The 24,374-nt window shown below is 67.5% G+C and carries 25 protein-coding genes; 17 read left to right on the plus strand and 8 right to left on the minus strand.

Annotated elements, in window-relative coordinates:
* Positions 1 to 173 precede the first annotated feature (173 nt).
* The 10 genes from BYZ73_RS14360 (at position 174) to BYZ73_RS14405 (ending at position 9,700) form a co-directional block, all read left to right on the plus strand.
* Positions 174 to 2,339: an AMP-binding protein gene (locus tag BYZ73_RS14360; RefSeq protein WP_112316478.1), complete on the plus strand. Its 2,166-nt coding sequence runs from the start codon at positions 174 to 176 to the stop codon at positions 2,337 to 2,339.
* Positions 2,336 to 2,689, plus strand: a complete 354-nt coding sequence (locus BYZ73_RS14365; protein ID WP_112316479.1) for a hypothetical protein — start codon at positions 2,336 to 2,338, stop codon at positions 2,687 to 2,689. The genes BYZ73_RS14360 and BYZ73_RS14365 overlap by 4 nt, the downstream gene beginning before the upstream one ends.
* Positions 2,690 to 2,694: 5 nt before the next feature.
* Positions 2,695 to 3,519: an ABC transporter ATP-binding protein gene (locus tag BYZ73_RS14370; RefSeq protein ID WP_112316480.1), complete on the plus strand. Its 825-nt coding sequence runs from the start codon at positions 2,695 to 2,697 to the stop codon at positions 3,517 to 3,519.
* Positions 3,512 to 4,504 (plus strand): branched-chain amino acid ABC transporter permease, encoded by a 993-nt coding sequence (locus tag BYZ73_RS14375; RefSeq protein ID WP_112316481.1) that lies wholly within the window; start codon positions 3,512 to 3,514, stop codon positions 4,502 to 4,504. The genes BYZ73_RS14370 and BYZ73_RS14375 overlap by 8 nt, the downstream gene beginning before the upstream one ends.
* A 1-nt stretch (position 4,505) precedes the next feature.
* On the plus strand, positions 4,506 to 4,739 hold the full coding sequence (locus BYZ73_RS23580) for a hypothetical protein (RefSeq protein ID WP_108028300.1): 234 nt from the start codon (positions 4,506 to 4,508) through the stop codon (positions 4,737 to 4,739).
* Complete coding sequence (locus BYZ73_RS14385) at positions 4,736 to 5,107, plus strand: VOC family protein (protein ID WP_112316482.1); 372 nt, start codon at positions 4,736 to 4,738, stop codon at positions 5,105 to 5,107. The genes BYZ73_RS23580 and BYZ73_RS14385 overlap by 4 nt, the downstream gene beginning before the upstream one ends.
* Positions 5,108 to 6,184, plus strand: coding sequence for a branched-chain amino acid ABC transporter permease (locus BYZ73_RS14390; RefSeq protein WP_112316483.1), 1,077 nt, complete (start codon positions 5,108 to 5,110; stop codon positions 6,182 to 6,184). It abuts the gene before it with no gap.
* A gap of 64 nt (positions 6,185 to 6,248) precedes the next feature.
* Positions 6,249 to 7,529, plus strand: coding sequence for an ABC transporter substrate-binding protein (locus tag BYZ73_RS14395; protein WP_112316484.1), 1,281 nt, complete (start codon positions 6,249 to 6,251; stop codon positions 7,527 to 7,529).
* Positions 7,530 to 7,587: 58 nt separating this feature from the next.
* On the plus strand, positions 7,588 to 8,412 hold the full coding sequence (locus BYZ73_RS14400) for an ABC transporter ATP-binding protein (protein WP_112316485.1): 825 nt from the start codon (positions 7,588 to 7,590) through the stop codon (positions 8,410 to 8,412).
* Positions 8,413 to 8,476: 64 nt separating this feature from the next.
* Positions 8,477 to 9,700, plus strand: a complete 1,224-nt coding sequence (locus tag BYZ73_RS14405; RefSeq protein ID WP_112316486.1) for a phenylacetate--CoA ligase family protein — start codon at positions 8,477 to 8,479, stop codon at positions 9,698 to 9,700.
* A gap of 166 nt (positions 9,701 to 9,866) precedes the next feature.
* On the opposite strand, the gene BYZ73_RS14410 is transcribed toward BYZ73_RS14405, so the two are convergent.
* Positions 9,867 to 10,202: a TIGR02300 family protein gene (locus BYZ73_RS14410; RefSeq protein WP_108028294.1), complete on the minus strand. Its 336-nt coding sequence runs from the start codon at positions 10,200 to 10,202 to the stop codon at positions 9,867 to 9,869.
* A gap of 119 nt (positions 10,203 to 10,321) precedes the next feature.
* Here BYZ73_RS14410 and BYZ73_RS14415 point away from each other — a divergent pair, with 119 nt between their 5' ends.
* The 4 genes from BYZ73_RS14415 (at position 10,322) to BYZ73_RS14430 (ending at position 13,035) form a co-directional block, all read left to right on the plus strand.
* Positions 10,322 to 11,008: a M48 family metallopeptidase gene (locus tag BYZ73_RS14415; protein ID WP_170120335.1), complete on the plus strand. Its 687-nt coding sequence runs from the start codon at positions 10,322 to 10,324 to the stop codon at positions 11,006 to 11,008.
* 33 nt (positions 11,009 to 11,041) lie between these two features.
* Entirely contained in the window at positions 11,042 to 11,692 is a 651-nt protein-coding gene (locus tag BYZ73_RS14420) for a GntR family transcriptional regulator (RefSeq protein WP_075783860.1), read from the plus strand.
* Between the two features lie 110 nt (positions 11,693 to 11,802).
* Positions 11,803 to 12,678, plus strand: coding sequence for a phosphoserine phosphatase SerB (serB, locus tag BYZ73_RS14425; RefSeq protein ID WP_112316487.1), 876 nt, complete (start codon positions 11,803 to 11,805; stop codon positions 12,676 to 12,678).
* Positions 12,679 to 12,774: 96 nt separating this feature from the next.
* Positions 12,775 to 13,035: a hypothetical protein gene (locus BYZ73_RS14430; protein WP_112316488.1), complete on the plus strand. Its 261-nt coding sequence runs from the start codon at positions 12,775 to 12,777 to the stop codon at positions 13,033 to 13,035.
* 30 nt (positions 13,036 to 13,065) lie between these two features.
* Here BYZ73_RS14430 and arfB read toward each other — a convergent pair whose 3' ends face one another.
* From arfB to BYZ73_RS14460, 6 genes are all read right to left on the minus strand, one after another.
* Positions 13,066 to 13,488, minus strand: a complete 423-nt coding sequence (gene arfB, locus BYZ73_RS14435; protein WP_112316489.1) for an alternative ribosome rescue aminoacyl-tRNA hydrolase ArfB — start codon at positions 13,486 to 13,488, stop codon at positions 13,066 to 13,068.
* 319 nt (positions 13,489 to 13,807) lie between these two features.
* Positions 13,808 to 14,428 (minus strand): queuosine precursor transporter, encoded by a 621-nt coding sequence (locus BYZ73_RS14440; RefSeq protein ID WP_108028289.1) that lies wholly within the window; start codon positions 14,426 to 14,428, stop codon positions 13,808 to 13,810.
* A gap of 69 nt (positions 14,429 to 14,497) precedes the next feature.
* Positions 14,498 to 15,415 carry an esterase-like activity of phytase family protein gene (locus BYZ73_RS14445; protein ID WP_112316490.1) on the minus strand — a complete coding sequence of 306 codons (918 nt, stop codon included), beginning with the start codon at positions 15,413 to 15,415 and terminating at the stop codon, positions 14,498 to 14,500.
* A complete protein-coding gene (gene mepA / locus BYZ73_RS14450; RefSeq protein ID WP_112316491.1) occupies positions 15,388 to 16,299 on the minus strand; it encodes a penicillin-insensitive murein endopeptidase in 912 nt (303 codons plus the stop codon). Before mepA ends, BYZ73_RS14445 begins: the two co-directional genes overlap by 28 nt.
* Positions 16,284 to 17,663 carry an MFS transporter gene (locus BYZ73_RS14455; protein ID WP_112316513.1) on the minus strand — a complete coding sequence of 460 codons (1,380 nt, stop codon included), beginning with the start codon at positions 17,661 to 17,663 and terminating at the stop codon, positions 16,284 to 16,286. The genes mepA and BYZ73_RS14455 overlap by 16 nt, the downstream gene beginning before the upstream one ends.
* A 94-nt stretch (positions 17,664 to 17,757) precedes the next feature.
* Positions 17,758 to 18,291 (minus strand): acyl-CoA thioesterase, encoded by a 534-nt coding sequence (locus BYZ73_RS14460; RefSeq protein WP_112316492.1) that lies wholly within the window; start codon positions 18,289 to 18,291, stop codon positions 17,758 to 17,760.
* Between the two features lie 152 nt (positions 18,292 to 18,443).
* Here BYZ73_RS14460 and BYZ73_RS14465 point away from each other — a divergent pair, with 152 nt between their 5' ends.
* From BYZ73_RS14465 to yaaA, 3 genes are all read left to right on the plus strand, one after another.
* On the plus strand, positions 18,444 to 18,731 hold the full coding sequence (locus BYZ73_RS14465) for a YggT family protein (protein ID WP_075783868.1): 288 nt from the start codon (positions 18,444 to 18,446) through the stop codon (positions 18,729 to 18,731).
* A 126-nt stretch (positions 18,732 to 18,857) separates the two neighbouring features.
* On the plus strand, positions 18,858 to 20,900 hold the full coding sequence (recQ, locus tag BYZ73_RS14470; protein ID WP_181498067.1) for a DNA helicase RecQ: 2,043 nt from the start codon (positions 18,858 to 18,860) through the stop codon (positions 20,898 to 20,900).
* A 60-nt stretch (positions 20,901 to 20,960) separates the two neighbouring features.
* A complete protein-coding gene (gene yaaA, locus BYZ73_RS14475; RefSeq protein WP_112316494.1) occupies positions 20,961 to 21,737 on the plus strand; it encodes a peroxide stress protein YaaA in 777 nt (258 codons plus the stop codon).
* 13 nt (positions 21,738 to 21,750) lie between these two features.
* On the opposite strand, the gene BYZ73_RS14480 is transcribed toward yaaA, so the two are convergent.
* Positions 21,751 to 24,321, minus strand: coding sequence for a response regulator (locus BYZ73_RS14480; protein WP_112316495.1), 2,571 nt, complete (start codon positions 24,319 to 24,321; stop codon positions 21,751 to 21,753).
* Positions 24,322 to 24,374 lie beyond the last annotated feature (53 nt).

Here is a 24,374-nt window from a genome sequence, read left to right on the forward strand (position 1 = left end):
GGCCTTATGTCCGGGCGCGATGAGGAAACCATGCGCAGGAACGCAGTCGATGCGGTCGGACCATCCGGCCTCGTCGCTGCGGCCCGCTCGGTCGGGGCGCGCAGGCCGGACCCGGACAGACCCGCGGGCAACGCGGGCAGGTCCGGGGTCTGGCGAAGGGGGGAGGACGACTTTTGGCGGCACCTGGCGCGTCTGCGCACGATCCCTGCTCGATTCCGGCGCTGCTGGCGCGCAACGTCGCGCTTTACGGCGACCGCCCGGCCTATCGCGAGAAGGAATTCGGGATCTGGCAGGCCTGGACCTGGGCCGAGGCGGCGGACGAGATCCGCGCCATGGCGCTGGGCTTTCTGGCTCTGGGGATGGCGCGGGGCGACCATGTCGCCGTGATCGGCCGCAACCGGCCCGCGCATTACTGGGCGATGGTGGCCGCCCAGATGTGCGGCGCGGTGCCGGTGCCGCTGTATCAGGACGCGGTGGCCGAAGAGATGGCCTATGTGCTGGAGCATTGCGGCGCCCGCTTCGTCGTCTGCGGCGATCAGGAACAGGTCGACAAGGTCATCGAGATCCGCGACCGCGCCCCCGGCGTCGAGCATGTGCTGTACAACGACAAGCGCGGCATGCGGAAATACGACCACAGCCATCTGAACTGGCTGCACGATATCGGCGACGAGGGCCGCGCGGCGCATCGCCGGCTGGAACCCGAGCTTGACGCGCGCATCGCCGAGCAGACCTGGGACACGACCTGCGTCATGCTTTACACCTCGGGCACCACCGGCAAGCCCAAGGGCGTGGTGCTGTCGAACCGCAACATCATCGAGACCGCGAAAGCCTCGGTCGCCTTCGACCATCTGGGTCAGGACGAAGAGGTGCTGGCCTATCTGCCGATGGCCTGGGTCGGCGATTTCATCTTCTCCATCGGTCAGGCGATGGTGGCGGGCTTCTGCGTCAACTGCCCCGAAAGCCCCGACACGATGATGACCGACCTGCGCGAGATCGGGCCCACCTATTTCTTCGCGCCGCCCCGGATCTTCGAGACCATGCTGACCAGCGTGATGATCCGGATGGAGGATGCGGGCGACCTGAAGCACGCGCTGTTCAGGCATTTCATGGACTTCGCCAAGGGCACCGGCGAACGCTTCGGGATGCCACGCTATCGCCGCAAGCAGTCGCGACCGACGCTCAGGCGCCGGGTGCGCTGGGTCTACCGCTATGCGATGGGCATCGGCTTCGCGATCGAGACGCTGGCCGAGAACGCGGTGCGCGGCTTCTTCGTGCGGCTGCGCCATCCGCTGGAGGCACGCAAGCATTACCGGGCGCGGGGGCCTTTGCTGAACCTCTATCCCAAGCCGCTGCGCGATTATTTCGACTACCGCACCGGCGAGGTTCTGATCTACGGCCCGCTCAAGAACACGCTGGGCCTGTCGCGCATCCGGGTGGCCTATACCGCGGGCGAGGCCATCGGCCCCGAGATCTTCGACTTCTACCGCTCGCTCGGGATCAACCTGAAACAGCTTTACGGCCAGACCGAGGCCTCGGTCTTCATCACCCAGCAGCCCGACGGGCAGGTCCGGTCCGACACCGTGGGTGTGCCGAGCCCGGGCGTCGAGGTGAAGATCGGCGAGACCGGCGAGGTCTTCTATCGCAGCCCCGGCACCTTCGTCGAATATTACAAAAACCCCGAAAGCACCGCCTCGACCAAGGATGCCGAAGGCTGGGTCGCGACGGGCGATGCCGGCTTTTTCGAAGAGGCCAGCGGGCATCTGAGGATCATCGACCGCGCCAAGGATGTGGGCCGGATGGCCGATGGCGCGCTGTTCGCGCCGAAATATGTCGAGAACAAGCTGAAGTTCTTCCCCGACATCCTTGAGGCGGTGGTGTTCGGCGCCGGGCGCGAGATCTGCACCGCCTTCATCAATATCGACCTTACCGCCGTCGGCAACTGGGCCGAGCGCAACAACATCGCCTATGCGTCCTATCAGGAACTCGCGGGCCATCCGCGCGTGCTGGAAACGATCAAGTCCCATGTCGAGGAGGTCAACCGCTCGTTGGCCGAGGACGAGATGCTGTCGGGCTGTCAGGTCCGCCGCTTTCTGGTGCTGCACAAGGAACTGGACGCCGACGATGGCGAGTTGACCCGGACCCGCAAGGTGCGCCGCCGCATCATCGAAGAGAAATACGCCGATCTGGTGGCCGCGCTTTATGACGGCTCGGTCGAGAAATACACCGAAACCGAGGTGACCTACGAGGACGGGCGCAAGGGCCGCATCCGGGCCACGCTCAAGATCCGGGATGCGCGCAGCTTCCCGGCAGAATTCCCGAGGAAGGTAGCCGCGGAATGACCGAGAACCGACCCACGATCCCGATGCCGTCGCTTGACTGGCAGATCCCGTTCGGACGGGCGCAGAAGGACGTGCTTTGGGCCAGCTTCGCCGTGCTGACCGCGATGGTGGCTTTCGGCGCGGGCTTCTGGGCGCTGGCCGCGGTGTTTTCGCTGGCGCTGGCGGTCTTTGCCCAGATCCGCGTGCCGCAGGAACCGGCCATGCCCGAAGGCAGCCGCCTCGCGCCGCTGTCGCATGCGCTGCGCTACGGGCTGGCGAACCTCGTCACCATGATCGTCGTCTATGGTGCGGCGACGGTGCTGGGGTCCGGTCTGCGCATGGCGCTGACGAAGGTGCTGGCGGCGGTATGAACCGTATGAGCTCTGCCCCCCCCACAGAAAGCCACGTCACCGAGGATGGCCGCACCATCGGCCCGGTGCTGATGGAGCTGAGAAACATCACGCTCCGGTTCGGGGGCGTGGTCGCGATCAAGGACATCTCGTTCGATATCCGCGAGGGCGAGATCCGCGCCATCATCGGCCCGAACGGCGCGGGTAAATCCTCGATGCTGAACGTGATCTCGGGGTTCTACCGGCCCTCCGAGGGCGAGGTGTGGTTCGAGGGCGCGCGCCGTCCCGCGATGCGGCCCTACAAGGTCGCGCGGCAGGGCATCGCCCGGACCTTCCAGAACATCGCGCTGTTTTCCGGCATGTCGACGCTCGACAACATCATGACGGGCCGGATCACCCGGATGAAATCCTCGCTGCTGTCCCAGGCGCTGTGGTGGGGGCCGGCCGAGCGCGAGGAAAGCGACCACCGCGCCGCGGTCGAGAAGATCATCGACTTTCTCGAGATCCAGCATATCCGCAAGACGCCCGTGGGCCGTCTGCCCTACGGCTTGCAGAAGCGGGTGGAGCTGGGCCGGGCGCTGGCGGCCGAGCCCCGGCTTTTGCTGCTGGACGAGCCGATGGCCGGGATGAATGTCGAGGAAAAGGAGGACATGTCGCGCTTCATCCTCGATGTGAACGACGAATTCGGCACCACCATCGTGCTGATCGAGCATGACATGGGCGTGGTCATGGACCTTTCCGACCGGGTGGTGGTGATGGATTACGGCCGCAAGATCGGCGACGGCCCGCCCGACGAGGTGCGCGCCAACCAGGATGTGATCGACGCCTATCTGGGGGTGGCCCATGACTGACCTGCTTTACGCCGTCGAGGTGATGATCAACGGGCTGATGGCAGGGGTGCTTTACGCGCTGGTGGCGCTGGGCTTCGTCCTGATCTTCAAAGCCTCGGGCATCTTCAACTACGCGCAAGGGGTACTGGCGCTGTTCGCGGCGCTGACGCTCGTGGGGTTGCAGGAGGGACAGGTGCCCTTCGCCCATCTGATCAACGCGGCCTTCGGCACCGATCTGCACCATTTCGGCTGGCAGCTTCCGGCGGTGGTGGCCATCGTTTTGACGGTCGGGGTGATGGTGCTGCTGGCCATCGCCATCGAGCGGCTGATCCTCAAGCATCTGGTCAACCAGGCGCCGATCATCCTGTTCATGGCCACGATCGGTCTGGCCTATTTCCTCGAAGGGTTCGGCGACATCATGTGGGGCGCCGACATCAAGACGCTGGATGTGGGATTGCCCCAGGGCGGCAGCGCCTGGCTTGAACAGGCCACCGCGGGCTGGGGCAGCGACGAGTTCTACGGCTTCTTCATCGACAGGCTCGACATCGTGGCGACGCTGGTCGCAGCGGTTCTGGTGATCTCGCTGACGCTGCTTTCGCAATATTCCAAGCAGGGCCGCGCGCTGCGCGCCGTGGCCGACGACCATCAGGCGGCGCTGTCAGTCGGCATCTCGCTCAGGTTCATCTGGGTGCTGGTCTGGTCCATCGCCGGTATCGTCGCGCTGGTCGCGGGCATCATGTGGGGCGCAAAATCGGGGGTGCAGTTCAGCCTGTCGCTGATCGCGCTGAAGGCGCTGCCGGTGCTGATGCTGGGCGGTTTCACCTCGATCCCGGGGGCCATTGTCGGCGGGCTCATCATCGGCGTGGGCGAGAAGCTGTTCGAATTCACGGTCGGCCCGATGATCGGCGGCGCGACCGAGAACTGGTTCGCCTATGTGCTGGCGCTAGTCTTTCTTGTGTTCAGGCCGCAGGGCCTGTTCGGAGAGAGGATCATCGAAAGGGTCTGACATGCAAAAGCTCTATGCCATTGCCTGTGTGATCGGTTGGGGGTTCTTCTATGCGTTCGCCTATCTTGCCGTGGCCTCGTCGAACGACGCCGAATGGATGTCGGTGATCTACGGCCTGCTGTCCTTCGCGGGCTTCGTAGCCGGCATGTTGTGCTGGGTGCGGCTGGTCCGCGGCAAGCGGCCGGTCATCAGGACGATGCCCACGGGCGTCGCCCGGGTGCGGAGGCCGCTGTGACTCACCGGACCCGGATCGGCGGCCTTTGCATCGATTGCCAGACCGACGATCTGGGTCCGGCGCTAGCCTTCTGGTCGGCGGCGCTGGGGCGCGAGGGTGCGCTCGTCGAGGACGGGCGCTATGCCCAGCTCAGTGGCCCGCCCGCCGCGCCGCAGGTGATCCTGCAGGCAGTCGGCCATGACCCCCGGGTGCATCTCGACATCGAGACCGACGATATCGAGGCAGACTGCGCCCGTCTGACCCGCCTCGGCGCGGTCGAGGTCACGCGGATCAAGGACTGGATAGTGATGCAGGCGCCGACCGGGCACCGCTTCTGTCTGGTTCCGCCCGAAGGGGATTTTCCAAAAGATGCCAGGGAGGTCGACTGAATGTTCTACCGCGAGGCCGGCGATTTCAAGACGTCTTACCGGGATGACAGCCAGACCTTTCCCATAGGCTTCGACCGCTACCGCTATTACGCGGTGCTGGTGCTGGCCTTCGCGGTCGTGCCCTTCGTCATCGACGATTACTGGGCCAGCGCGATCTTCGTGCCCTTCCTGATCTATGCCATTGCCGCCATCGGGCTGAACATCCTTGTGGGCTATTGCGGGCAGCTGTCTCTGGGCACCGGCGGGTTCATGGCGGTGGGGGCCTATGCCTGCTACAAGCTGATGACCGCCTTTCCCGACCTCAACATCGTCTTCTGCATCCTCGGCGGCGGGCTGGTCACGGCGGCGGTGGGGGTGCTGTTCGGGCTGCCCTCGCTGCGGATCAAGGGCTTCTATCTCGCGGTCGCGACGCTGGCCGCGCAGTTCTTCCTGGTCTGGCTCTTCAACAAGGTGCCGTGGTTCTACAACTACTCGGCCTCAGGGCAGATATCGGCGCCCGCGCGGACGGTCTTCGGCCTGCCGGTCACCGGCCCGGGCGTCGAGGCCTGGGCGCAATACATGATCTGCCTCGTCTTTGCCGTCGTGCTGGCCTGGGCCGCGCGCAACCTGACGCGGGGCACGGTGGGGCGGTCCTGGATGGCGATCCGCGACATGGACATCGCGGCCGAGATCATCGGGGTGAACCCGCTCAAGGCCAAGCTGACGGCCTTCGCGGTCTCGTCCTTCTATATCGGCATCGCGGGCGCGCTGTTCTTCGCGGTCTATCTGGGCGCGGTCGAGGTGGGCGAGGCCTTCGGCATCCAGAAGAGCTTTCTCATCCTCTTCATGATCATCATCGGCGGGCTCGGCTCGATCTTCGGCAGCTTCGCGGGCGCGGCCTTCTTGGTGCTGCTGCCGGTGCTGCTGAAGAACCTGCTGGTGGGCACGCTGGGATGGCCCACCGACCTGACCGCCCATGTCCAGCTGATGATCGTGGGGGCGCTGATCATCGGCTTTCTGATCGCCGAGCCGCACGGGCTGGCCCAGCTCTGGCGGATCGGAAAGGAAAAGCTGAGGCTCTGGCCATTCCCGCATTGACGGGCACGACACGCGCGACCGACCGGGCCAACCCGGCACGCATTTCCAAGGGAGGAACGACGACATGACGACACGACTGGCACCGCTTGCGCTTTGCGCGGCCCTGGCCGCGGGCCCTGCCCTGGCCGATCTGGTCTTCCCCGATCTCAGCTACCGCACCGGCCCCTTCGCGGCGGGCGGCATTCCCTTCTCGGACGGCTATCAGGACTACTTCACCCTGATGAACGAACGCGACGGCGGCATCGGCGGGGTCAAGGCCCGGGTGCCCGAATGCGAGACCGCCTACAACACCGAAAAAGGGGTCGAGTGCTACGAGGCCACCAAGGGCGACGGCGCGCTGATCTACCAGCCGCTGTCCACGGGCATCACCTATCAGCTGATCCCGAAGGTCGAGGCCGATCACATCCCGCTGCACACCATGGGCTATGGCCGCACCTCGGCCGCCAATGGCAAGGTCTTCGAATGGGTGTTCAACTATCCCGCCAACTACTGGGACGGGGCCTCGGTCGTCATCAAGTACCTGATGGACGAGAACGGCGGCAGCCTCGAGGGCAAGAAGATCACGCTGCTCTATCACAACTCGGCCTATGGCAAGGAACCGATCCCGACGCTGGAGGCGCTGTCGAAGAAGCACGGCTTCAAGCTGACGCTGATCCCGGTCGACAGCCCCGGCCAGGAACAGAAGTCGCAATGGCTGCAGATCCGGCGCGAGCGGCCCGATTTCGTGGTGATGTGGGGCTGGGGGGTGATGAACCAGGTCGCGATCCAGGAGGCCGCCAACATCGGCTTCCCGATGGACCATTTCATCGGCAACTGGTGGGCCGGGGCCGAACATGACGTGACCCCCGCAGGCATGGCCGCCGACGGCTACAAGGCGCTGAACATGAACCGGGTGGTCGATTACCCGGTCTTCGCCGATATCCGCACACATGTCGTCGACAAGGGGCTGGCGGCGGGCGACGGGTCCAATGTGGGCTCGGTGCTGTACACCCGCGGCATGTATGCGGCGATGCTGGCGGTCGAGGCGGCGAAAACCGCGCAAGAGATGACCGGCACCGCCCAGATCGACGCGGCGATGATGCGCGACGGGATGGAACATCTGGAGATGACCGACGCGAAGATGGAGGCGCTGGGCATGCCCGGGATCGGCCCGGAATTCACCGTGAGCTGCGCCGATCACGGCGGGTCGGGCATGGCCATCGTCCAGCAGTGGAACGCGGGCGACAGGAAATGGGTGCCGCTGACCGATTTCATCGCCCCCGATGCCGAGGTGATCGCGCCGCTCATCGAGGCCGATTCCGCAGCCTTCGCGGCCGAGAACGGCATCGCGCCGCGCTGCGACTGACACCAGTCCACCCCCGGCCGCGACCCGGCCGGGGGCTTCGCCCACAAGGAAAACGCCGATGTTCGATGCCGCGCCCCAGGACGAGACCCTGCTTGAGGTCAACAATATCGAGGTGATCTACAACCACGTCATCCTGGTGCTGAAGGGCGTGTCGCTGTCGGTGCCGCAGGGCGGCATCACCGCCCTTCTGGGTGGCAACGGCGCGGGCAAGACCACGACGCTGAAGGCCATCTCGAACCTTCTGCGGTCGGAACGCGGCGAGGTCACCAAGGGCTCGATCCTCTATCGCGGGACGCGCGTGCAGGACCTGAACCCCGCCGATCTGGTCAAGGCGGGCGTGATCCAGGTGATGGAGGGGCGGCACTGCTTCGAGCATCTGACCGTCGAGGAAAACCTGCTGACCGGCGCCTACACCCGCACCGACGGCCGCGCCGCGATCCAGGCCGATCTGGAGATGGTCTATGGCTATTTCCCGCGCCTGAAGGAGCGCCGCAAGAGCCAGGCGGGCTACACTTCGGGCGGCGAGCAGCAGATGGTGGCCATCGGCCGCGCGCTGATGAGCCGGCCGCAGATGATCCTGCTGGACGAGCCCTCGATGGGGCTGGCGCCGCAGCTGGTCGAACAGATCTTCGAGATCGTGAAATCGGTCAACGAGAACGAGGGCGTCACCTTCCTGCTGGCCGAGCAGAACACCAATGTGGCGCTTCGCTATGCCCATTACGGCTATATCCTGGAATCGGGCCGGATCGTGATGGACGGCCCGGCCGCCGATCTGCGCGAGAACCCCGACGTCAAGGAATTCTATCTCGGGATGTCCGACCAGGGCCGCAAGAGCTTTCGTGACGTGCGGTCGTATCGTCGCCGCAAGCGTTGGTTGAGTTGACGGCAGCCGGTCGGCTGGGCCACCCTGCCCGTGCAGACCGGAAAGAGTGACCGAAGGAGTGCCCATGTCCGTCTATTTCGACGATCTCGAAACCCGTTCGGCGGACGAGCGGGCCGTCTCTCTGGCCGAATGCCTGCCGGCGCTGATCGCGGCCGCGCGCGCTCTTCCCGGCTATGCCGAGGCGCTGGCCGAGGTGAACCCCCTGACCGTGACCTCGCGCGAGGCGCTGGCGGCCCTGCCGGTCCTGCGCAAGTCCGATCTGGTGGCCGCGCAGTCGGCCGAGGCCCCCTTGGGCGGCTATACCGCCTGGGGCCAGCATCAGTTCGACCATATCTTCCAGTCGCCGGGCCCGATCTACGAACCGGGTTGCGTCAGCACCAACTGGTGGCGGCTGGGGCGCTTCCTCTATGCCGCCGGGATCGGCGAGGGCGACATCGTCCAGAACTGCTTTGGCTATCATCTGACCCCCGCCGGGATGATGTTCGAGAACGGCGCGCGGGCGGTCGGCGCGGCGGTCCTGCCCGCCGGGACCGGCCAGACCGATCTGCAGGTGCGCGCCGCCCATGACGTGGGCGTGACCGCCTATGCCGGGACGCCCGATTTCCTGAAGGTCCTGCTGGACCGCGCCGACGAACTGGGGATGGACCTCTCGCGCATCCAGCGCGCCGTCGTGTCGGGCGGGGCGCTGTTCCCGTCGCTGCGCCAGGAATATGCGGATCGCGGCATCGCCTGCCTGCAATGCTATGCGACGGCCGATCTGGGCAACGTCGCCTATGAAAGCCCGGCGATGGAGGGGATGATCGTCGACGAGGGCGTGATCGTCGAGATCGTGCGCCCCGGCACCGGCGATCCGGTGCCCGAGGGCGAGGTGGGCGAGGTCGTGGTGACCGCGCTGAACCCCGACTATCCGCTGGTGCGGTTCGCGACCGGCGATCTGTCGGCGGTGCTGCCGGGCCTCTCGCCCTGCGGCCGCACCAACATGCGCATCAAGGGCTGGATGGGCCGGGCCGACCAGACGACCAAGATCAAGGGCATGTTCGTCCGCCCCGAGCAGGTCGCCGATCTGGTCGCGCGCCATCCAGAGGTCGCGAAGGCGCGGGTCGTGGCGGGCCGCGCGGGCGAGAAGGACACGATGACGGTGCGGCTCGAGACCGAGGCGACCGACCCCGCGCCCTACGCGGCCTCCGTGGCCGCCGTGCTCAAGCTGAAGGCAGAGATCGAGCTGGTCGCGCCCGGCAGCCTGCCCAATGACGGGCTGGTGATCGAGGATACCCGGAAATACGACTGACCGCCCGGCGCCTCGGGAGGCCCCTCAGGTCCGGCGGCGCAAGGATTTCGGGGACGGAAAGGTCCGGTGCAGGCAATGCCTGCCGGGCGGTTCCATCGCCCGGCCAGCGGCCCCTGCCCGTTCCGGCGGGCCGGGCGGGGCCCCGCAGGGCCGCCCGGCCGAAAGATCAGGTCTCGTCGTCGTCCTCGGAGGACATGTCGGCGATATCGTCGAGCGAGACGTTGTCGTCGTCGTCATCCTCCAGCACATCGTCGCCCAGATCGACATCGGTGCTGTCGTCCTCGTCGTCGATGATATCGTCATCGCCGTCGATGTCTTCGTCGCGCGCCTTGGCGGGCGCGGCTTTCTCGGCGATCAGAGTGCGGTGCTTGCCGGCGGTCAGGCTTTCCGCAGAAAAGCTGTGACCGCAGGAGGGGCAGGTCATCGGGTCGCGCTGAAGATCGTAAAATCGGGTAGAGCAGTGCGGGCAAACGCGCTTAACGCCCCATTCTTCCTTGGGCATGGGCATCCTCTCACAGGGGTCACGGCTTTGCGGTTGCAGCCACGTGCCATAAGTCCCCCCACGTGTCAAAGCCCTTTTCGGCTGATATGCTCGCAGGAAAAGACGAGGCAGAGATGAGCATCACCCGCATTCCCGGCGATCCGCCGCTTGAGGTCACGCTGCGCCGTTCGGCGCGGGCGCGGCGCTATTCCCTGCGCGTCTCGCAGCTTGACGGCCGGGTGACGCTGACCCTGCCCCAGCGCGCCCCCGAAGCCGACGGGCTGGCCTTCGTCCGAGAGAAAGAGGCCTGGATCCGCCGGCACCTGTCGGCGCGGCCCGAGGATCAGGTGGTGCGCGCGGGCGGCAGCGTGCCCTACGAGGGCCGCGCGCTGCCGCTGGTGCCCGGCACCGGCAGGGCGCCCCGGCTGCAGGATGGCGCGCTGGCGGTGCCCGGCCCCGCGTCCGAGGTGCCCGCCCGTGTTCAGGCCTTCCTGAAGACCCGGGCGCGGGCGCGTCTGGCGGCGGCGGCCGACGGCTATACCGCCGCGCTGGGCCTGTCCTACCGGCGGCTCACGCTTCGCGACGCCCGCTCGCGCTGGGGGTCCTGTTCCTCGCGGGGCGATCTGATGTTCGCCTGGCGGCTGATCATGGCCCCGCCCAAGGTGCTGGACTATGTCGCGGCCCATGAGGTGGCGCATCTGGTCGAGATGAACCACTCGCCCGCCTTCTGGGCCGTGGTCGCGCGGCTGATGCCGGGCTATGAAGCGCCCCGCGCCTGGCTCCGTGCTAATGGCGCGGCGCTTCACCGCGTGCGTTTCGGCGATTGACGCCCGACCCCGCGCGGCAGCACTATCGCCCCCATGCTGATCCAGACCCGCCCCGGCGAGACCGTCTCTGCGGCCCATGAGCGTCTTTACCGCACGCTCCGGACCCAGATCATGCATGGCGAACTGGCCCCCGGCGCGCCCCTGACGCTGAGGGGAATAGGCAAGAGCTTTGGCGTGTCGATGACCCCTGCCCGCGAGGCGGTGCGGCGGCTCGTGGCCGAGGGGGCGCTGACGCTGTCCTCGTCGGGGCGGGTCTCGACGCCCGAGCTGTCGAACGAACGGCTGGAGGAACTGGCCTCGCTGCGCGGGTTGCTGGAACCCGAACTGGCCAGCCGCGCCCTGCCCCGCGCGCATTTCGCGCTGATCGAGCGGATGCAGAAGATCAATGCCGAAATCGGCGAGGTCGTCGCGCGGGGCGATGCGGTCGCCTATATCCAGAAGAACCTCGAATTCCACCGCGCGCTTTACCTGCGCGCCCAGGCGCCCGCGATGCTGGCCATCGCCGAGACGGTCTGGCTTCAGCTTGGCCCGACGATGCGGTCGTTCTACGGACGGCTCGGCCGGACCGAACCGCCGCAGCATCACCGGATGATCCTCGCGGCGCTTCGGGTCGGGGACGAACCGGCGCTGCGGCTGGCCGTGCGCACCGACGTGACCCAGGGGCTGAAGTTCCTCGCGACCTGATCCGCGATGCCGGGTGCGCCCCCGCTGCTCTGGCGCACGACCCGGAGCTGGGCTATTCCGGCCCGCGACCGCGCTTTTGCGGCGCCCAGCAGCCGATCGGAACCTGCCCCATGCCTGTCGTCACGCTTCTGACCAACCCCGCGCGCGCGCCCCTCGAGCGCAGCACCGTCGAATCGCTTCGGGATGCCTGGGGCGGCGGCGAGGCGATCTGGCTGGCCCCCGGCATCGCCGCCGAATTTGCCGTGGCGGCGCTGCCCGACAACTTCCGCAAGGTCTGGGACGGTCTGCAGGGGCTGGGGATCGATCTTGTGGCCCAGCCCGCCGAGGGCCGCCGCAAGCAGCTGCTGATCGCAGACATGGATTCGACCATGATCCAGCAGGAATGCATCGACGAACTGGCCGCCGAGGCGGGCGTCGGGCCGCGCGTGGCCGAGATCACCGCGCGGGCGATGAATGGCGAGCTGGATTTCCAAGGCGCGCTGCGCGAACGGGTCGGGCTGCTGAAGGGGCTCGATGCGCGCGTCATCGACAAGGTGCTGGCCGAGCGGATCACCTTCATGCCGGGCGGCCGGACGCTGGTCGCGACAATGAAGGCCAACGACGCCCATGCGCTGCTGGTTTCGGGCGGCTTCACCAATTTCGCTTCGAAGGTCGGAGCCGCGCTCGGTTTCGACGAGTACCGCGCCAACACACTGCTGATCGAGGACGGGCACCTGACCGGCACCGTGGCCGAGCCGATTCTGGGGCGCGAGGCCAAGGTAGAGGCGCTGCGCGAGGTCACGGCCCGGCTTGGGATCGGGCTGGAGGATGCGCTGGCCGTCGGCGACGGGGCGAACGATCTGGGCATGCTGGGGCTTGCGGGCGCGGGCGTCGCGCTGCATGCCAAGCCCTCGGTCGCGGCCCAATGCGAGCTTCGGGTCAATCACGGCGACCTGACCGCGCTGCTGTACCTGCAGGGCTACGCCCGGGACGAGTTCGTTTCCTAACTCGTTCGGCCTTTCCCGGCACAGGCCGGCCGACTCCCGGCGGACCTGTCCGGGACGAGGTGGTCGGGAAGGAGGAGTCGCGCCGGACTGATCGCCGTGATCTTCCGTCAGGCATTGCCTGCGCCGGCAGACGACCAGGAAGACGACCTCGGCACGCTCATCGCGTTTGCCCGAACCAGTCCCCTGACCGACGGAGGGTGCTGGCTGGAGATGCAGAACGTATTCGGACACTGGGAAAGGCGTGCCCTCATCTTCGAAGTCGCTGATCCTGGCGATTTCGCCGCCTGCGCTGAAATCGCAAGCCGGGCGGCCGATACCAATCCGGCCAGGAGGTACCGGTGCAATCCGGTAGACTGAGACCAAGCCGCATCACAGCCGGGACGTAGCTCAGTCGTCCAGTGCAATGGTACCGCGCAGCGCCTTGACCGCGCCGCGTTCCTTCTTGGCCGCGAGCCTTCGCCGTTGCGAGCCCAGCGTGGGCCGGGTCGGCACCCGCCGCTTGGGCTTTTCCAGCGCCTTCCGGATCAGCTCGGCCAGCCGCTCGCGGGCGATCTCGCGGTTGCGGGCCTGACTGCGGGTCTCTTCGACCCGGATCAGCACCGCCCCGTCCTGGGTCCAGCGCCGCCCGGCCAGCCGCTTCAGCCGGGCCTTGACCGGGCCCGGCAGGTTCGGTGACCGCTCTGCCTCGAAGCGCAGATCGACCGCGGTCGAGACCTTGTTGACGTTCTGCCCGCCGGGTCCGGACGAGCGGGAAAAGACCTCGGTCAGTTCCCAGTCCGCAAGGGCGACGGTATCGGTGATGCGCAGCATGGGGGGACCCTATCGCGGCGACGGCGGGACGCAAGGGCCCGGTTCGCCCGGCGGCCCCACCGTCATTCGTGGGGGCACAGCTTCAAGGATGCGAAACGGAAAGGGCCGTTCTTGCGAACGGCCCCGAGAGCTACGGAGATGGCCCGGTTAGAGCGTGGGCCCAATCAGAAGATTTCAGTCCCAGGGATTGCCCTCAGACCACGGCCCCCCTGACTGTTCCAAGACCCTTCTCCAATATCACTCTAGACACTGGACCACCTCCTTTCTGCTGTTGCCGTTGAGTTCAGCCTGCCACAGATCTGGTATATGTCCAGTTAATTCACGCTAGCTGTGCGGTCAGACGCCCAACAATGAGGCGGAATGGAACGAGAGCGATCAAGGCGAGAGCAAGTTTTACACTCCAGTCCGCCAGCGCGAGCGACACCCACAGCGGAACCTGCGGTCCGACGCCCAGAAGCGGCAGCATTTCACCCGCCCAGGAGACGTCGTTGCCGGGTTCGAGAACGGCGAGCGTGCCGGAGAACGCGACGCTGAAGAAGATCAGGGTGTCGACGCTCGACCCCACCAGCGTCGAGGCCAGCGGCGCGCGCCACCAGCGGCCCGCGCGCAGCCGGTCGAACACCGCCACGTCCAGCAGTTGCGCCGACAGGAAGGCCAGCCCCGAGCCCATCGCGATGCGCAGGGTGACGATCGGGCCGAATTCGCCCTGGATCTGGGTGCCTATGAAGGAGCAGATCACCCCCACCACGAAGCCCGCCAGGACCACGCGGCGGGCCGCGGCCACACCATAGACGCGGTTCATCACGTCGGTCACGAGAAAGGCCAGCGGATAGGTGAAGGCGCCCAGGGTCAGCCATTGGCCGAACAGGACCTGGACGAGGATATTCGAGGCCACGACAATGGCGGCCATGGCAAGGATGCCGGGAAGAAGACGGGTCATGCAGCGGGTTCCGTTTTGGCAAGGTCGCGGAGACTTGGTCCGCGCGGGACGCCCGACGGACGCGGCTGTCTACAGCCCCGCCGCGCCGCTGACAACCCGGTATTCGACGAACTGGTTGCGCTGGATCGCCAGCCCGTTGTCGTCGCTGACCATGCTCAGCCGGATCGCCCCGGCCGCGTCGCGCCAGACCGCCAGGCCTTCCAGATTGCCGTGCCGGCCCGACCCGGTTTCCAGCAGGACGCTGTCTTCGGTCGCGCCTTCGGGTCCCAGAGCGATGCGCCGGACCCGGCTGCGAAATCCGAACGGCCCGTCGAAGGCGCGTTCCAGAAGATAAAGCCGTCCGTCAGGGCCGAAATCGGCACCCGAGGGGTGAAACCGCCCCTGCGGCGTCAGACTGGCGGCCAGGGTCCAGCCCCGGCCGTCGTGGCGGTAGACCGGGATCGCCCCGTCCACCTCCCAGCGTTCGGGAATGGCGTAAAGCGCGCCGTCCGGGCCCAGCGCCAGCGCCTCGATCCCGCCATTCTCGGGATAGGCGGCGGCGTCGGGCGGCGGGTCCATCGGCGCGGGCCGCACCGCCCCCGGCGCCCAGCGCAGGATCCGGTGATCGCCCTCGAAGGCCACGAAAAGCGTGCCGTCGGACGCCAGCGCCAGCGCCTCGGCATCGGTCTCGGCCCGCCCCTCCAGCGGGTGCCCGTCCGGGCCGGTCAGGCGCAGCGGCGGCGAGACCCGCAGTGCGACGGGGGTCTCGTCCCTGCGGGCGATGGTGACATCCAGCCGCCAGCCCCGGTCGGCGACCAGAAGGCCGTGCGTGCCATCTGCCGAAAGCTCGAGCCCCGACAGCCCCTGCGTCGCGGCGGTCTTGGCGACCGCCAGTTCCGCCACCAGCTCGACCTGCGTCCCGGGGGCCGCGCGCGGCGACGGGGCCGTCGCGCCCAAGACCAGAAGACCGGCGGCGAGGCTCAGTCCGAGGCCAGCACGGTGCGGCATTCGCGGGGCAGGTCGGCCATGGTGAACTCGCGCGCGCCCCGCTTTCTCGGCTGGGGCTTGGCCGGTTGCGCTGGCCGGGCCGCCTTTTTCGGCGGATCGAGATAGTCGGTCACCCACCATGTCAGCGTCTCGTCGCAGCCATCCCCGCCCTTCGACAGTTCCGCTACCGTGGGCCGCTGGGTCTCGCAACTGCGCGCGCCGGGCGGACATTTCAAACGCACGTGAAAATGCGTGTTATGCCCGTAAAGCGGGCGGATCTTCTGCAGCCAGGCGCGGTCGGCCCGGGTCGCATGTTTGCACATCTCGATCTTGACCGGGGCGGTGACGAAGATCCGGTCGACCGCCGGGTCCATCGCCGCGGCGCGCAAAAGTGCTGCATGGGCGGCGGTATAATTGCCGTTCACCCGGCGCTGATCGGCCGAGCGCACCGAAATCGACGAAAGCGATTCCCGTTCCGCCCGCGTCAGGTTCAGCCGCCTGGGCGGCAGCATCCAGATATCGGCGTCGAGCCCGATCTGATGCGAGGCATGGCCGCTGGTCATCGGGCCGCCCCGGGGCTGACTGATATCGCCGACATAGATGCCCTTCCAGCCGATGGCGGCGGCGTGGGCGCCCAGCCGCTGGATGAAGGCGATCATCTCGGGCTGACCCCAGTTGCGGTTGCGCGACAGCCGCATCGCCTGCCAGGTCGGGCCGGTTTCCGGCAGTTGCACCAGCCCGGCGCCACAGCCCCTGGCATAGGTGCCGATGGGTTGGGGCGCCTGCCGCGAGGCGCGTTTCTCGGCCCCGAACAGCGAGGCCGCCGTCGGCGCCGCCGAGACCGGCAGGGCGGTCGCGACCGCCAGTGCCAGCGCCAGGATCTTTCCGCTCAGGGTGTTTGCCATCGATCCGCCCGTTCGCCCTCTGCCCGGACGAAGCCTAGCAGACCGAGCCCCAGCAGGAAAAGCACAACCAGGGGGATAATGCCCGCGGGCTGCGAGCCGGTCAGGTCAGTGACCAGCCCGATCGACATCGGCGCCAGAAAGGCGGTGGCCTTGCCCGACAGCGCGTAAAGCCCGAAGCTTTCGGTCATTCGTTCCGGATTGGCCTGGCGCACCATCATCGTTCGGCTTGCGCTTTGCATCGCACCGCCCGCCGCGCCGATCACTGCGCCGACCAGGTAATAGGCCAGATCGGGCAGGGTCGAGCCCGGCGCCACCGGCAGCCACAGCACCGTCGTCCGCGAGATCGAGATCGCCAGCACCGCCGCCCCGATCAGCGTCACGAGGCAGACGAGGATCACCGGTTTCGGCCCGAAACGCCGGTCGGCCTTGCCGCCGAGCCAGGCGACCAGCGCCGCGGTCACCACCGCGAGGATGCCGAACAGGCCCACATCCACCACCGACCAGCCCAGCACCCCCGCCGCGTAGATCCCGCCGAAGACATACATCCCGTTCAGCGCATCGCGGTAGAACATCGAGGACAGCAGATAGGCCGAAAGGCTTGGCGTCCGGGGCAGACGGCGCAACGTCGCCGACAACTCGGGCCCGACCTGGCCCAGCGCCTGACGCAGGGTTGCGCGGCGCGGGGTGCGGGGCAGGCGCACCCAGAGAAAGAAGGGAATCATCGAGACCGCGTACCAGATCGCCACGAAGGGCCCGACGAAGCGGGTGCCCTCGCGCGTGTCGGGATCGAGCCCGAAGGCGGGAACGCGGCCGATCAGGGTCCGTCCGGCCTCGTTCTCGGCGAAGAAGGCCAGCGTGACCACCAGCGCGATCAGCCCGCCGACATAGCCGAAGGCCCAGCCCGATCCCGAGATCCGCCCCAGCTCGTCGCGCGGCCCCAGATCGGGCAGAATCGCATTGACGAAGATCGCCGAGAATTCCATTCCGATGAGCCCGAGCCCGAAGAAGCACAGGATCAAAGGCAGGCTGAACCCCGTGGGATCGGCGAACCAGAGCCCGGCCGCGCCCAGCACGTAGAAGACCGAGAAGAGCGCGATCCAGGGCAGCCGGTGCCCGTTCAGATCGGCGACCGCACCAAGACAGGGGGCCAGCAGGGCGACGATCAGCCCGGCCGCGCCGACCCCGTAGCCCCAGGCCGCCTGCGCCGCCGACCCGTCGCCCAGCAGGTCCTTGACGTAAGGCGCGAAGATGAAGGTCAGCAGCAGGGTCGCGTAGGGCTGGCTGGCCCAGTCGTAGAACCACCAGCCCCAGATCCGCCGCCGGGCTGCCCTGTTTCCGGCTGCCCTGTCCTCGATCGCTGCCATCTCGCCCCCGCCCGCGCCATCCCACAACCCCCTCATATGACAGGGTTTTCGCGTCGGGCGCAATCGGTCTTCGCGGGGCCGCGGCGGGAACCGGTCAGTCGCTCATGGGCGGCCAGGGACGTTTGGCCTCGGCCGCGATCCAGGCCTGCACCCAGTCCGGCAGGCGCGGCGGGGCGATTTCGCGCCCCATCGCCGCCATCAGCCGCACGGTCGGCACGATGCCGTTCCGGTCGGTGACCGCCGAGCGATACAGCGCATGGTTGGCGCAGTCGCCGTTTCGCCACATGCCCTGTTCGATATAAAGGAACTTCTCGTCCCAGCCGACGCAGCGGCTGCGGATCTCGAAGGCGTCGAACATCCGCACCCGGCGGCGGTAGCGCACCGACACCCCGGCCATGGTCAGCGACCAGCGCTCGCGCCTCAGCACGTCGATCAGCCCGACCCGCTGCGCCAGCGGCAACCGCCCCAGATCCAGCAGGGTAAGGGTGCGCCCGTTGTTCAGTTCCATCCACATGTCCAGATCCCAGGGCCAGCAGACATGGCGCGAGACATGGATGCCGGTCAGCGGCAGCGGCTCGGCATTGCGGTGCAGGTAGAGTTCCTTGAACAGGCGGAAGAAGGGATACATCGGCAGGCTCCGTCGCGCATGAGGCAACCCTGCCTCGCGCGGCACGGGGCTGCGGTCAAGGGACTCGCGGCGGAAAGCGTGACGGAAAGCCCGTTGCGCATGGGCGCCTGTCCGCCTACCTCTTGGGCAACCGCCCCAGGAAAGGCTTGCCCATGCTGTCTCTGTTCCAGATCCTCCTGCTGATCCTCGACATCGTCTGGTTCATCATCATCGTCCAGATCATCATGTCCTGGCTGATCAGCTTCAACGTGCTCAACGTCTACCAGCCGCTGGTGCGCCAGATCTGGTCGGGCCTGAACCGGCTGCTCGAGCCGCTTTATTCGCCGGTGCGCCGCATCCTGCCCAATACCGGCGGGCTCGATCTGGCGCCGCTGATCGTGCTGATCGCGATCTATGCGTTGCGGATCATCATCGCCAACAACATGATGGCCTTCGTCTGATCGCCTGAGGCCATCCGGGGCGCGGGCCTAGGCACCGGCGGCGCCGCGCCCCGAGGGTTGTTCACCCCGTCTTAGTATGGGATGGTCCATGGTACCGAGCAGTTTTCCTAAAATACCATGGAAACCATGGACCGCCCCCACGCCCTTTTGCAGTCGATCTTCGGCTTCGACGCCTTCCGTCCCGGCCAGCAGGACATCGTCGAGGCCGTGGCCTCGGGCCGCAACACCCTTGCGATCATGCCGACGGGCGGCGGCAAGTCGCTGTGCTTTCAGCTTCCGGCGCTGCTGCGCGACGGGGTGACGGTGGTAATATCGCCGCTGATCGCGCTGATGCGCGACCAGGTGCGCGGGCTGACCGAGGCGGGGGTGCCCGCAGGCGCGCTGACCTCGGGCAATACCGACGAGGAAACCCGCGCGGTGTTCGAGGCGCTCGAGGCCGGGCGGCTGAAGCTTCTGTACATGGCGCCCGAGCGGCTGGCCTCGGGCGGCACCGCCAACATGCTGCGCCGGATCGGCGTCGGGCTGATCGCGGTCGACGAGGCCCATTGCGTCAGCCAGTGGGGCCATGATTTCCGCCCCGACTACCTGCGCATCGGCGAGCTGCGCCGGGCGCTGAACGTGCCGCTGGCGGCCTTCACCGCCACCGCCGATGCCGAGACCCGGGCCGAGATCGTGACCCGGCTGTTCGACGGCGAGGCGCCGGAAACCTTCCTGCGCGGTTTCGACCGCCCGAATATCCGGCTCGCGTTCAGCCCCAAGGACCAGCCTCGCCGCCAGATCCTGGCCTATGCCGCTGCCCGCAAGGGCCAGTCGGGCATCGTCTATTGCGCAACGCGGGCCAAGACCGAAAGTCTTGCCGCCGCTTTGGAACAGGCGGGCCACAGCGCCTGTTCCTATCACGGGGGCATGGAGGCCCAGGACCGCCGCGCGGTCGAGGCACGGTTCCAGACCGAGGACGGGCTGATCGTGGTCGCGACCGTCGCCTTCGGGATGGGCATCGACAAGCCAGATATCCGCTGGGTCGCCCATGCCGACCTGCCCAAGTCGATCGAGGCCTATTACCAGGAAATCGGCCGTGCGGGCCGCGACGGGGCGCCGGCCGAGACGCTGACGCTTTATGGCCCCGACGACATCCGCCTGCGCCGGACCCAGATCGACGAAAGCCCGGCGCCCCCCGAACGCCGCGCCGCCGATCATGCCCGGCTGAACGCGCTGCTGGGGCTGGCCGAGGCGCTCGATTGCCGCCGCCAGACGCTGCTGGGCTATTTCGGCGAAGAGGCTGCGCCTTGCGGGCATTGCGATCTGTGCGACAGCCCGCCGGAACGCTTCGACGCCACCGAGGCGGTGCGCAAGGCGCTTTCGGCGATGCTGCGGACGGGCGAATATTTCGGCACCGGCCATCTGATCGACATTCTCACCGGGGCCGATACCGCCAAGATCCGCGAGCGCGGCCATGACAAGCTGCCGACCTACGGCGTCGGGCGCGAATTCGACAAGCGCGGCTGGCAGGCCGTGTTCCGCCAGATGATGGGCCGCGATCTGGTGCGCCCCGATCCCGAACGCCACGGCGCGCTCCGGATGATGGACCCGGCACGCCCGATCCTGAAGGGCGAGGCGACGATCGAGCTGCGCCGCGACACCATCGCCGCGGCCGCCGCCGCCCGGCCCGCCGTCAGGATGCTGGTCAGCGAGGAGGACGCGCCGCTCTTGTCGGCGCTGAAGGCCAAGCGCCGGGCGCTGGCCGAGGCTGCGGGCGTGCCCGCCTATATCATCTTCACCGACCGCACCCTGATCGAGATGGCCGAGACCCGCCCCGCCAGCCTCGACGCCATGGCGCGGGTCTCGGGCGTCGGGGCCACCAAGCTCGAGCGCTATGGCGCCGACTTCCTGAAGGTCGTCACCGGCGCCGAGGCCGAGATGCCCCACCCCGCCCGGCGCAAGCTGGCGGGCGGCGGGGCGGCCTCGCTTTACGACCGGCTGATGGCCGCGCAGAACAGGCTCGCCCGGGGCGAGGATGGCTGCGAAAAGCCGCTCAGTTGTTCTGCCTCGCAGGTGGCCAAGCTGGCCGAGATCCGGCCCTCGGACATGGGCACGCTGACCCGGCTTCTGGGCGAACGCCGGGCCGACCGCTTCGGCGCGGCCTTCCTCGACGTGCTGGCCGAGGGCTGAGGCGCCTTTACCCCGGCCGCAGGGCTGCTATCAGTCGCGCGAGGTTGCAGGAGGTTCCCCATGCTTGTGGTGATTTCGCCCGCCAAACGGCTTGACGAGAAGCCCGGTCCCGATGTCGGCCAGACGACGCGGCCCGAGTTTCAGGCTGAAGCCACCCATCTGGCCGGGGTGGCGGCGCGGCTTTCGCCCGACGACCTGCGCGGGCTCATGCATATCAGCGACAGCCTCGCCTGTCTGAACGCCGGACGGTTCGCGGGGTTTCAGGCGGACCCCGATTCCGAGGCGGTGAAACCCGCCGTCCATCTTTTCGACGGCGATACCTATGCCGGGCTCGATGCCGGATCGCTCGATCCCGATGACCTGCGCTATGCCCAAGGCCATCTGCGCATCCTGTCGGGGCTTTACGGGCTTTTGCGACCGCTCGATGCGATCCAGCCGCACCGGCTGGAAATGGGCAGCCGTCTGGCGACCGAAAAGGGCGCCTGCCTGTACGATTTCTGGGGCGACCGGGTCGCCGAGGCGCTGAACCGCGCGGCCGAGGCGGCGGGCACGCACTTTCTGGTGAACTGCGCCAGCAAGGAATACTTCACCGCTGCCGACCGGACCGCACTAAGGCCCAAGGTCGTCACGCCGGTCTTTTTCGAGGAACGCCCCTCGGGGCCGAAGATCGTCAGCTTCTATGCCAAGAAGGCGCGGGGCGCGATGGCGCGCTTCATCGTCGAACGCCGCCTGACCGCCCCCGAGGGCCTGAAGGATTTCGACGCGGGCGGCTACCGGTTCCGGCCCGAGGTGTCCGACGACAGCACGCTCGTCTTCCTGCGGGACGGCGACTCCTGACGGAAAGCCCGGCTCACGCCTCCCCCGCCGCCGCCCCCGGCAGGATCGGCAGGCGGTTGTCGGGGCGGTAGGCCTCCAGCGTCTCGACGATCTCGGCCTTGCGCAAGGGCTTGGTCAGGCAGCCGTCAAGCCCGGCTTCGAGGATCTCGAGGACATCGCCGCTGAGTGCATGGGCGGTCAGCGCGATCACCGGCACCGGCGCGACCCCGGTTCCGGCCTCGAGCGCGCGGATCCGGCGCGTGGCTTCCTTGCCGTCGCAGCCCGGCATCGAGATGTCCATCAGGATCAGGTCGGGGCGGGCCTCGGCGAAGGCGTCGACCGCCTCGTTCCCGTCCTTGGCAAAGCGGATCTCGAGCGCGAGCCCGCCCAGCATCTTTTCCAGAACCAGCCGGTTCGTGCGGTTGTCCTCGGCCGCGAGCACCCGCATCGGGAGGACGCCGCCCGGTGCCGGATCACCGGTCGAGGCGTCCGGCGCAGGCAGCGCGGCGGGGGCGGCGGTGGCCGGTCCGGGCGGCGCAAGCTTCGCCACCGCCTCGAAAAGCGCGCGCCGCAGCAGCGGCTTTTGCAGCACCATGTCGATCCCGCTCGACTGGGGATCGTCGGTCGCGCGCATCCGCATCGGGTTCGAGGACAGCATCAGGATCGGACCCGCATAGCCGCCGTCGCGCAGCGCCCGCGCGAAGGACATGCCGTCCATCCCGGGCATGCGGTGATCGGTTATGACAAGATCGAAACCCTGGGCGTCCTGAAGCGCGAGTTCGCCGCAGATATGGGAAACCACCTCCAGCCCCAGCTGGGCCAGCTGGCGTTCGAGGATGGTGCGGTTCACCTCCTGATCGTCGACCACCAGCACCCGCCGCGCGCCGATGGCGGGCGCAACCGGCAGGTCGTCGGCCTCTTCGCAGACCGGAAGCGTCAGGCGGATGCCGAAACAGGCGCCTTCGCCCTTTTCCGAGACCAGCCAGATCTCGCCCTCCATCATGCCCACCAGCCGCTTGGTGATGGCGAGGCCCAGCCCGGTGCCCTCGAACTTGCGGTTCTCCTGGTCGTCGACCTGGTTGAACTCGCCGAAGATATGCTCTTGCAGATCGGGAGAGATGCCGATGCCGGTATCCTCCACGATCAGGTGGATCTGGTAGCTGCCGGGCGCGTCCTCGATGCCAACGACACGCACCAGCACATGGCCTTCCTCGGTGAACTTGACCGCATTGCCGACGAGGTTGGTGAGGATCTGCCGCACCCGCACCCCGTCGCCCACGAAGCGCGTGGGCAGGAAGATGTCGTAATCGATCAGCATGTCGAGCTGCTTGTCCCGGGCCGGAGCCTGCAGCAGCATCACCACCTCGTGGATGATCCGTTCCAGATCGAAGGGTTCGGGATGCAGGGTCAGCTTGTCGGCCTCGATCTTGGAATAATCGAGCACGTCGTTCAAAAGCCCCAGAAGCGCCTCGCCCGACTCGCGGATGGTATGGGCGTAAAGCCGCTGTTCTTCGGACATGTCGGTTTCGCACAACAGTTCGGCCATGCCGACCACGCCGTTCATCGGGGTCCGCAGCTCGTGGCTCATGTTGGCGAGGAAGGCCGACTTGGCGCGGTTCGCGGCCTCGGCGGCGACGCGGGCCTGATCCAGCGCCTCCTGCTGGCGCTTCTGCTCGGTGATGTCGACCCGAAGCCCGACGATCCCGCCATCGGGGGTGCGCTGTTCGAGGATGCGCAGCCAGCGCCCGTCGGCCAGCCGCTGCTCGACCGGCGCCCCGGGCTTCTGGTGGTTGGTCATCCGCTCGGTCAGCCACTCTTCCTCGCGGCCCAGGGCCTCGGGATACTGGCCATGTGCCAGACCGTGACGCAGCACGTCCTCGAACCTGGCCCCCGGGACCATGGCCTCGGCGCTTTCGGCATAGAACTCGCGGTAGCGGTCGTTGCACATCACCAGCCGGTCTTCGTAGTCGTACAGCACGAAGGCGTCGGGGATCGCCTCGACCGAGGCCCACATCCGCATCATGTCGGTGATGTTGATGCCGAGGCAGACCATATCGCCCGAGGGTGTGCGGCGGTCGATCAGCTTGATGTATTCGCCGGTCCAGAGCCGGACCACCCGCGAGGGCACCGGATCGAGATGCCAGCGCGACAGCAGATCCTCGGCGAATTCCTGCGGGCGTTCGTCGCCGATGTCGAACAGCCCCTCCTCGACCGCCAGCCGGATGATCTCGTCATAGCGCGCGCCGGGCGCGACCGCCTCGAGCCCCTCGAACAGCTCGAAGAAGGCATTGTTGGCGATCACCAGCCGGTCGTCGGCATCGAACAGCGAAAAGCCGTCCTTGACGGTTTCGAGCGAGTCCCAGAGCCGCTGCTTGGCCACGGTGAAGGCCTTCGAGACCTCGGCCAGTTCGCTCATCACCTTGTTGTTGCGGCCGCGCAGTTCCTCGGCGGTCTGGCGGGTCTGGACGATCTCTTCGGACAGGGCACGGGCATGCAGCGCCAGACGGCGGTTCGCTTCGAACAGCTCGCGGCTTTTCTGTTCCAGCAGGCGTTCTGCCGCCAGACGGGCGCGCCGTTCCTTGGCCAGCTTGTCATGCAGATCCATTCCGGACCCCTGGTAATCGTTTCTCCGGTATTGGGCGCGTCACGGTGAACAGC

The sequence above is a fragment of the Rhodovulum viride genome (assembly GCF_003265965.1).
Classification (GTDB): domain Bacteria; phylum Pseudomonadota; class Alphaproteobacteria; order Rhodobacterales; family Rhodobacteraceae; genus Rhodovulum; species Rhodovulum kholense.

Excerpts from the sequence above, each read along its gene's own strand:
- BYZ73_RS14365 (WP_112316479.1), top strand. The coding sequence starts at position 2,336 with ATGACCGAGAACCGACCCACGATCCCGATGCCGTCGCTTGACTGGCAG.
- BYZ73_RS14370 (WP_112316480.1), top strand. The coding sequence starts at position 2,695 with ATGAGCTCTGCCCCCCCCACAGAAAGCCACGTCACCGAGGATGGCCGC.
- BYZ73_RS14375 (WP_112316481.1), top strand. The coding sequence starts at position 3,512 with ATGACTGACCTGCTTTACGCCGTCGAGGTGATGATCAACGGGCTGATG.
- BYZ73_RS23580 (WP_108028300.1), top strand. The coding sequence starts at position 4,506 with ATGCAAAAGCTCTATGCCATTGCCTGTGTGATCGGTTGGGGGTTCTTC.
- BYZ73_RS14390 (WP_112316483.1), top strand. The coding sequence starts at position 5,108 with ATGTTCTACCGCGAGGCCGGCGATTTCAAGACGTCTTACCGGGATGAC.
- BYZ73_RS14395 (WP_112316484.1), top strand. The coding sequence starts at position 6,249 with ATGACGACACGACTGGCACCGCTTGCGCTTTGCGCGGCCCTGGCCGCG.
- BYZ73_RS14400 (WP_112316485.1), top strand. The coding sequence starts at position 7,588 with ATGTTCGATGCCGCGCCCCAGGACGAGACCCTGCTTGAGGTCAACAAT.
- BYZ73_RS14405 (WP_112316486.1), top strand. The coding sequence starts at position 8,477 with ATGTCCGTCTATTTCGACGATCTCGAAACCCGTTCGGCGGACGAGCGG.
- BYZ73_RS14410 (WP_108028294.1), bottom strand. The coding sequence starts at position 10,202 with ATGCCCAAGGAAGAATGGGGCGTTAAGCGCGTTTGCCCGCACTGCTCT.
- BYZ73_RS14420 (WP_075783860.1), top strand. The coding sequence starts at position 11,042 with ATGCTGATCCAGACCCGCCCCGGCGAGACCGTCTCTGCGGCCCATGAG.
- serB (WP_112316487.1), top strand. The coding sequence starts at position 11,803 with ATGCCTGTCGTCACGCTTCTGACCAACCCCGCGCGCGCGCCCCTCGAG.
- arfB (WP_112316489.1), bottom strand. The coding sequence starts at position 13,488 with ATGCTGCGCATCACCGATACCGTCGCCCTTGCGGACTGGGAACTGACC.
- BYZ73_RS14440 (WP_108028289.1), bottom strand. The coding sequence starts at position 14,428 with ATGACCCGTCTTCTTCCCGGCATCCTTGCCATGGCCGCCATTGTCGTG.
- BYZ73_RS14445 (WP_112316490.1), bottom strand. The coding sequence starts at position 15,415 with ATGCCGCACCGTGCTGGCCTCGGACTGAGCCTCGCCGCCGGTCTTCTG.
- mepA (WP_112316491.1), bottom strand. The coding sequence starts at position 16,299 with ATGGCAAACACCCTGAGCGGAAAGATCCTGGCGCTGGCACTGGCGGTC.
- BYZ73_RS14455 (WP_112316513.1), bottom strand. The coding sequence starts at position 17,663 with ATGGCAGCGATCGAGGACAGGGCAGCCGGAAACAGGGCAGCCCGGCGG.
- BYZ73_RS14460 (WP_112316492.1), bottom strand. The coding sequence starts at position 18,291 with ATGTATCCCTTCTTCCGCCTGTTCAAGGAACTCTACCTGCACCGCAAT.
- BYZ73_RS14465 (WP_075783868.1), top strand. The coding sequence starts at position 18,444 with ATGCTGTCTCTGTTCCAGATCCTCCTGCTGATCCTCGACATCGTCTGG.
- recQ (WP_181498067.1), top strand. The coding sequence starts at position 18,858 with ATGGACCGCCCCCACGCCCTTTTGCAGTCGATCTTCGGCTTCGACGCC.
- yaaA (WP_112316494.1), top strand. The coding sequence starts at position 20,961 with ATGCTTGTGGTGATTTCGCCCGCCAAACGGCTTGACGAGAAGCCCGGT.
- BYZ73_RS14480 (WP_112316495.1), bottom strand. The coding sequence starts at position 24,321 with ATGGATCTGCATGACAAGCTGGCCAAGGAACGGCGCGCCCGTCTGGCG.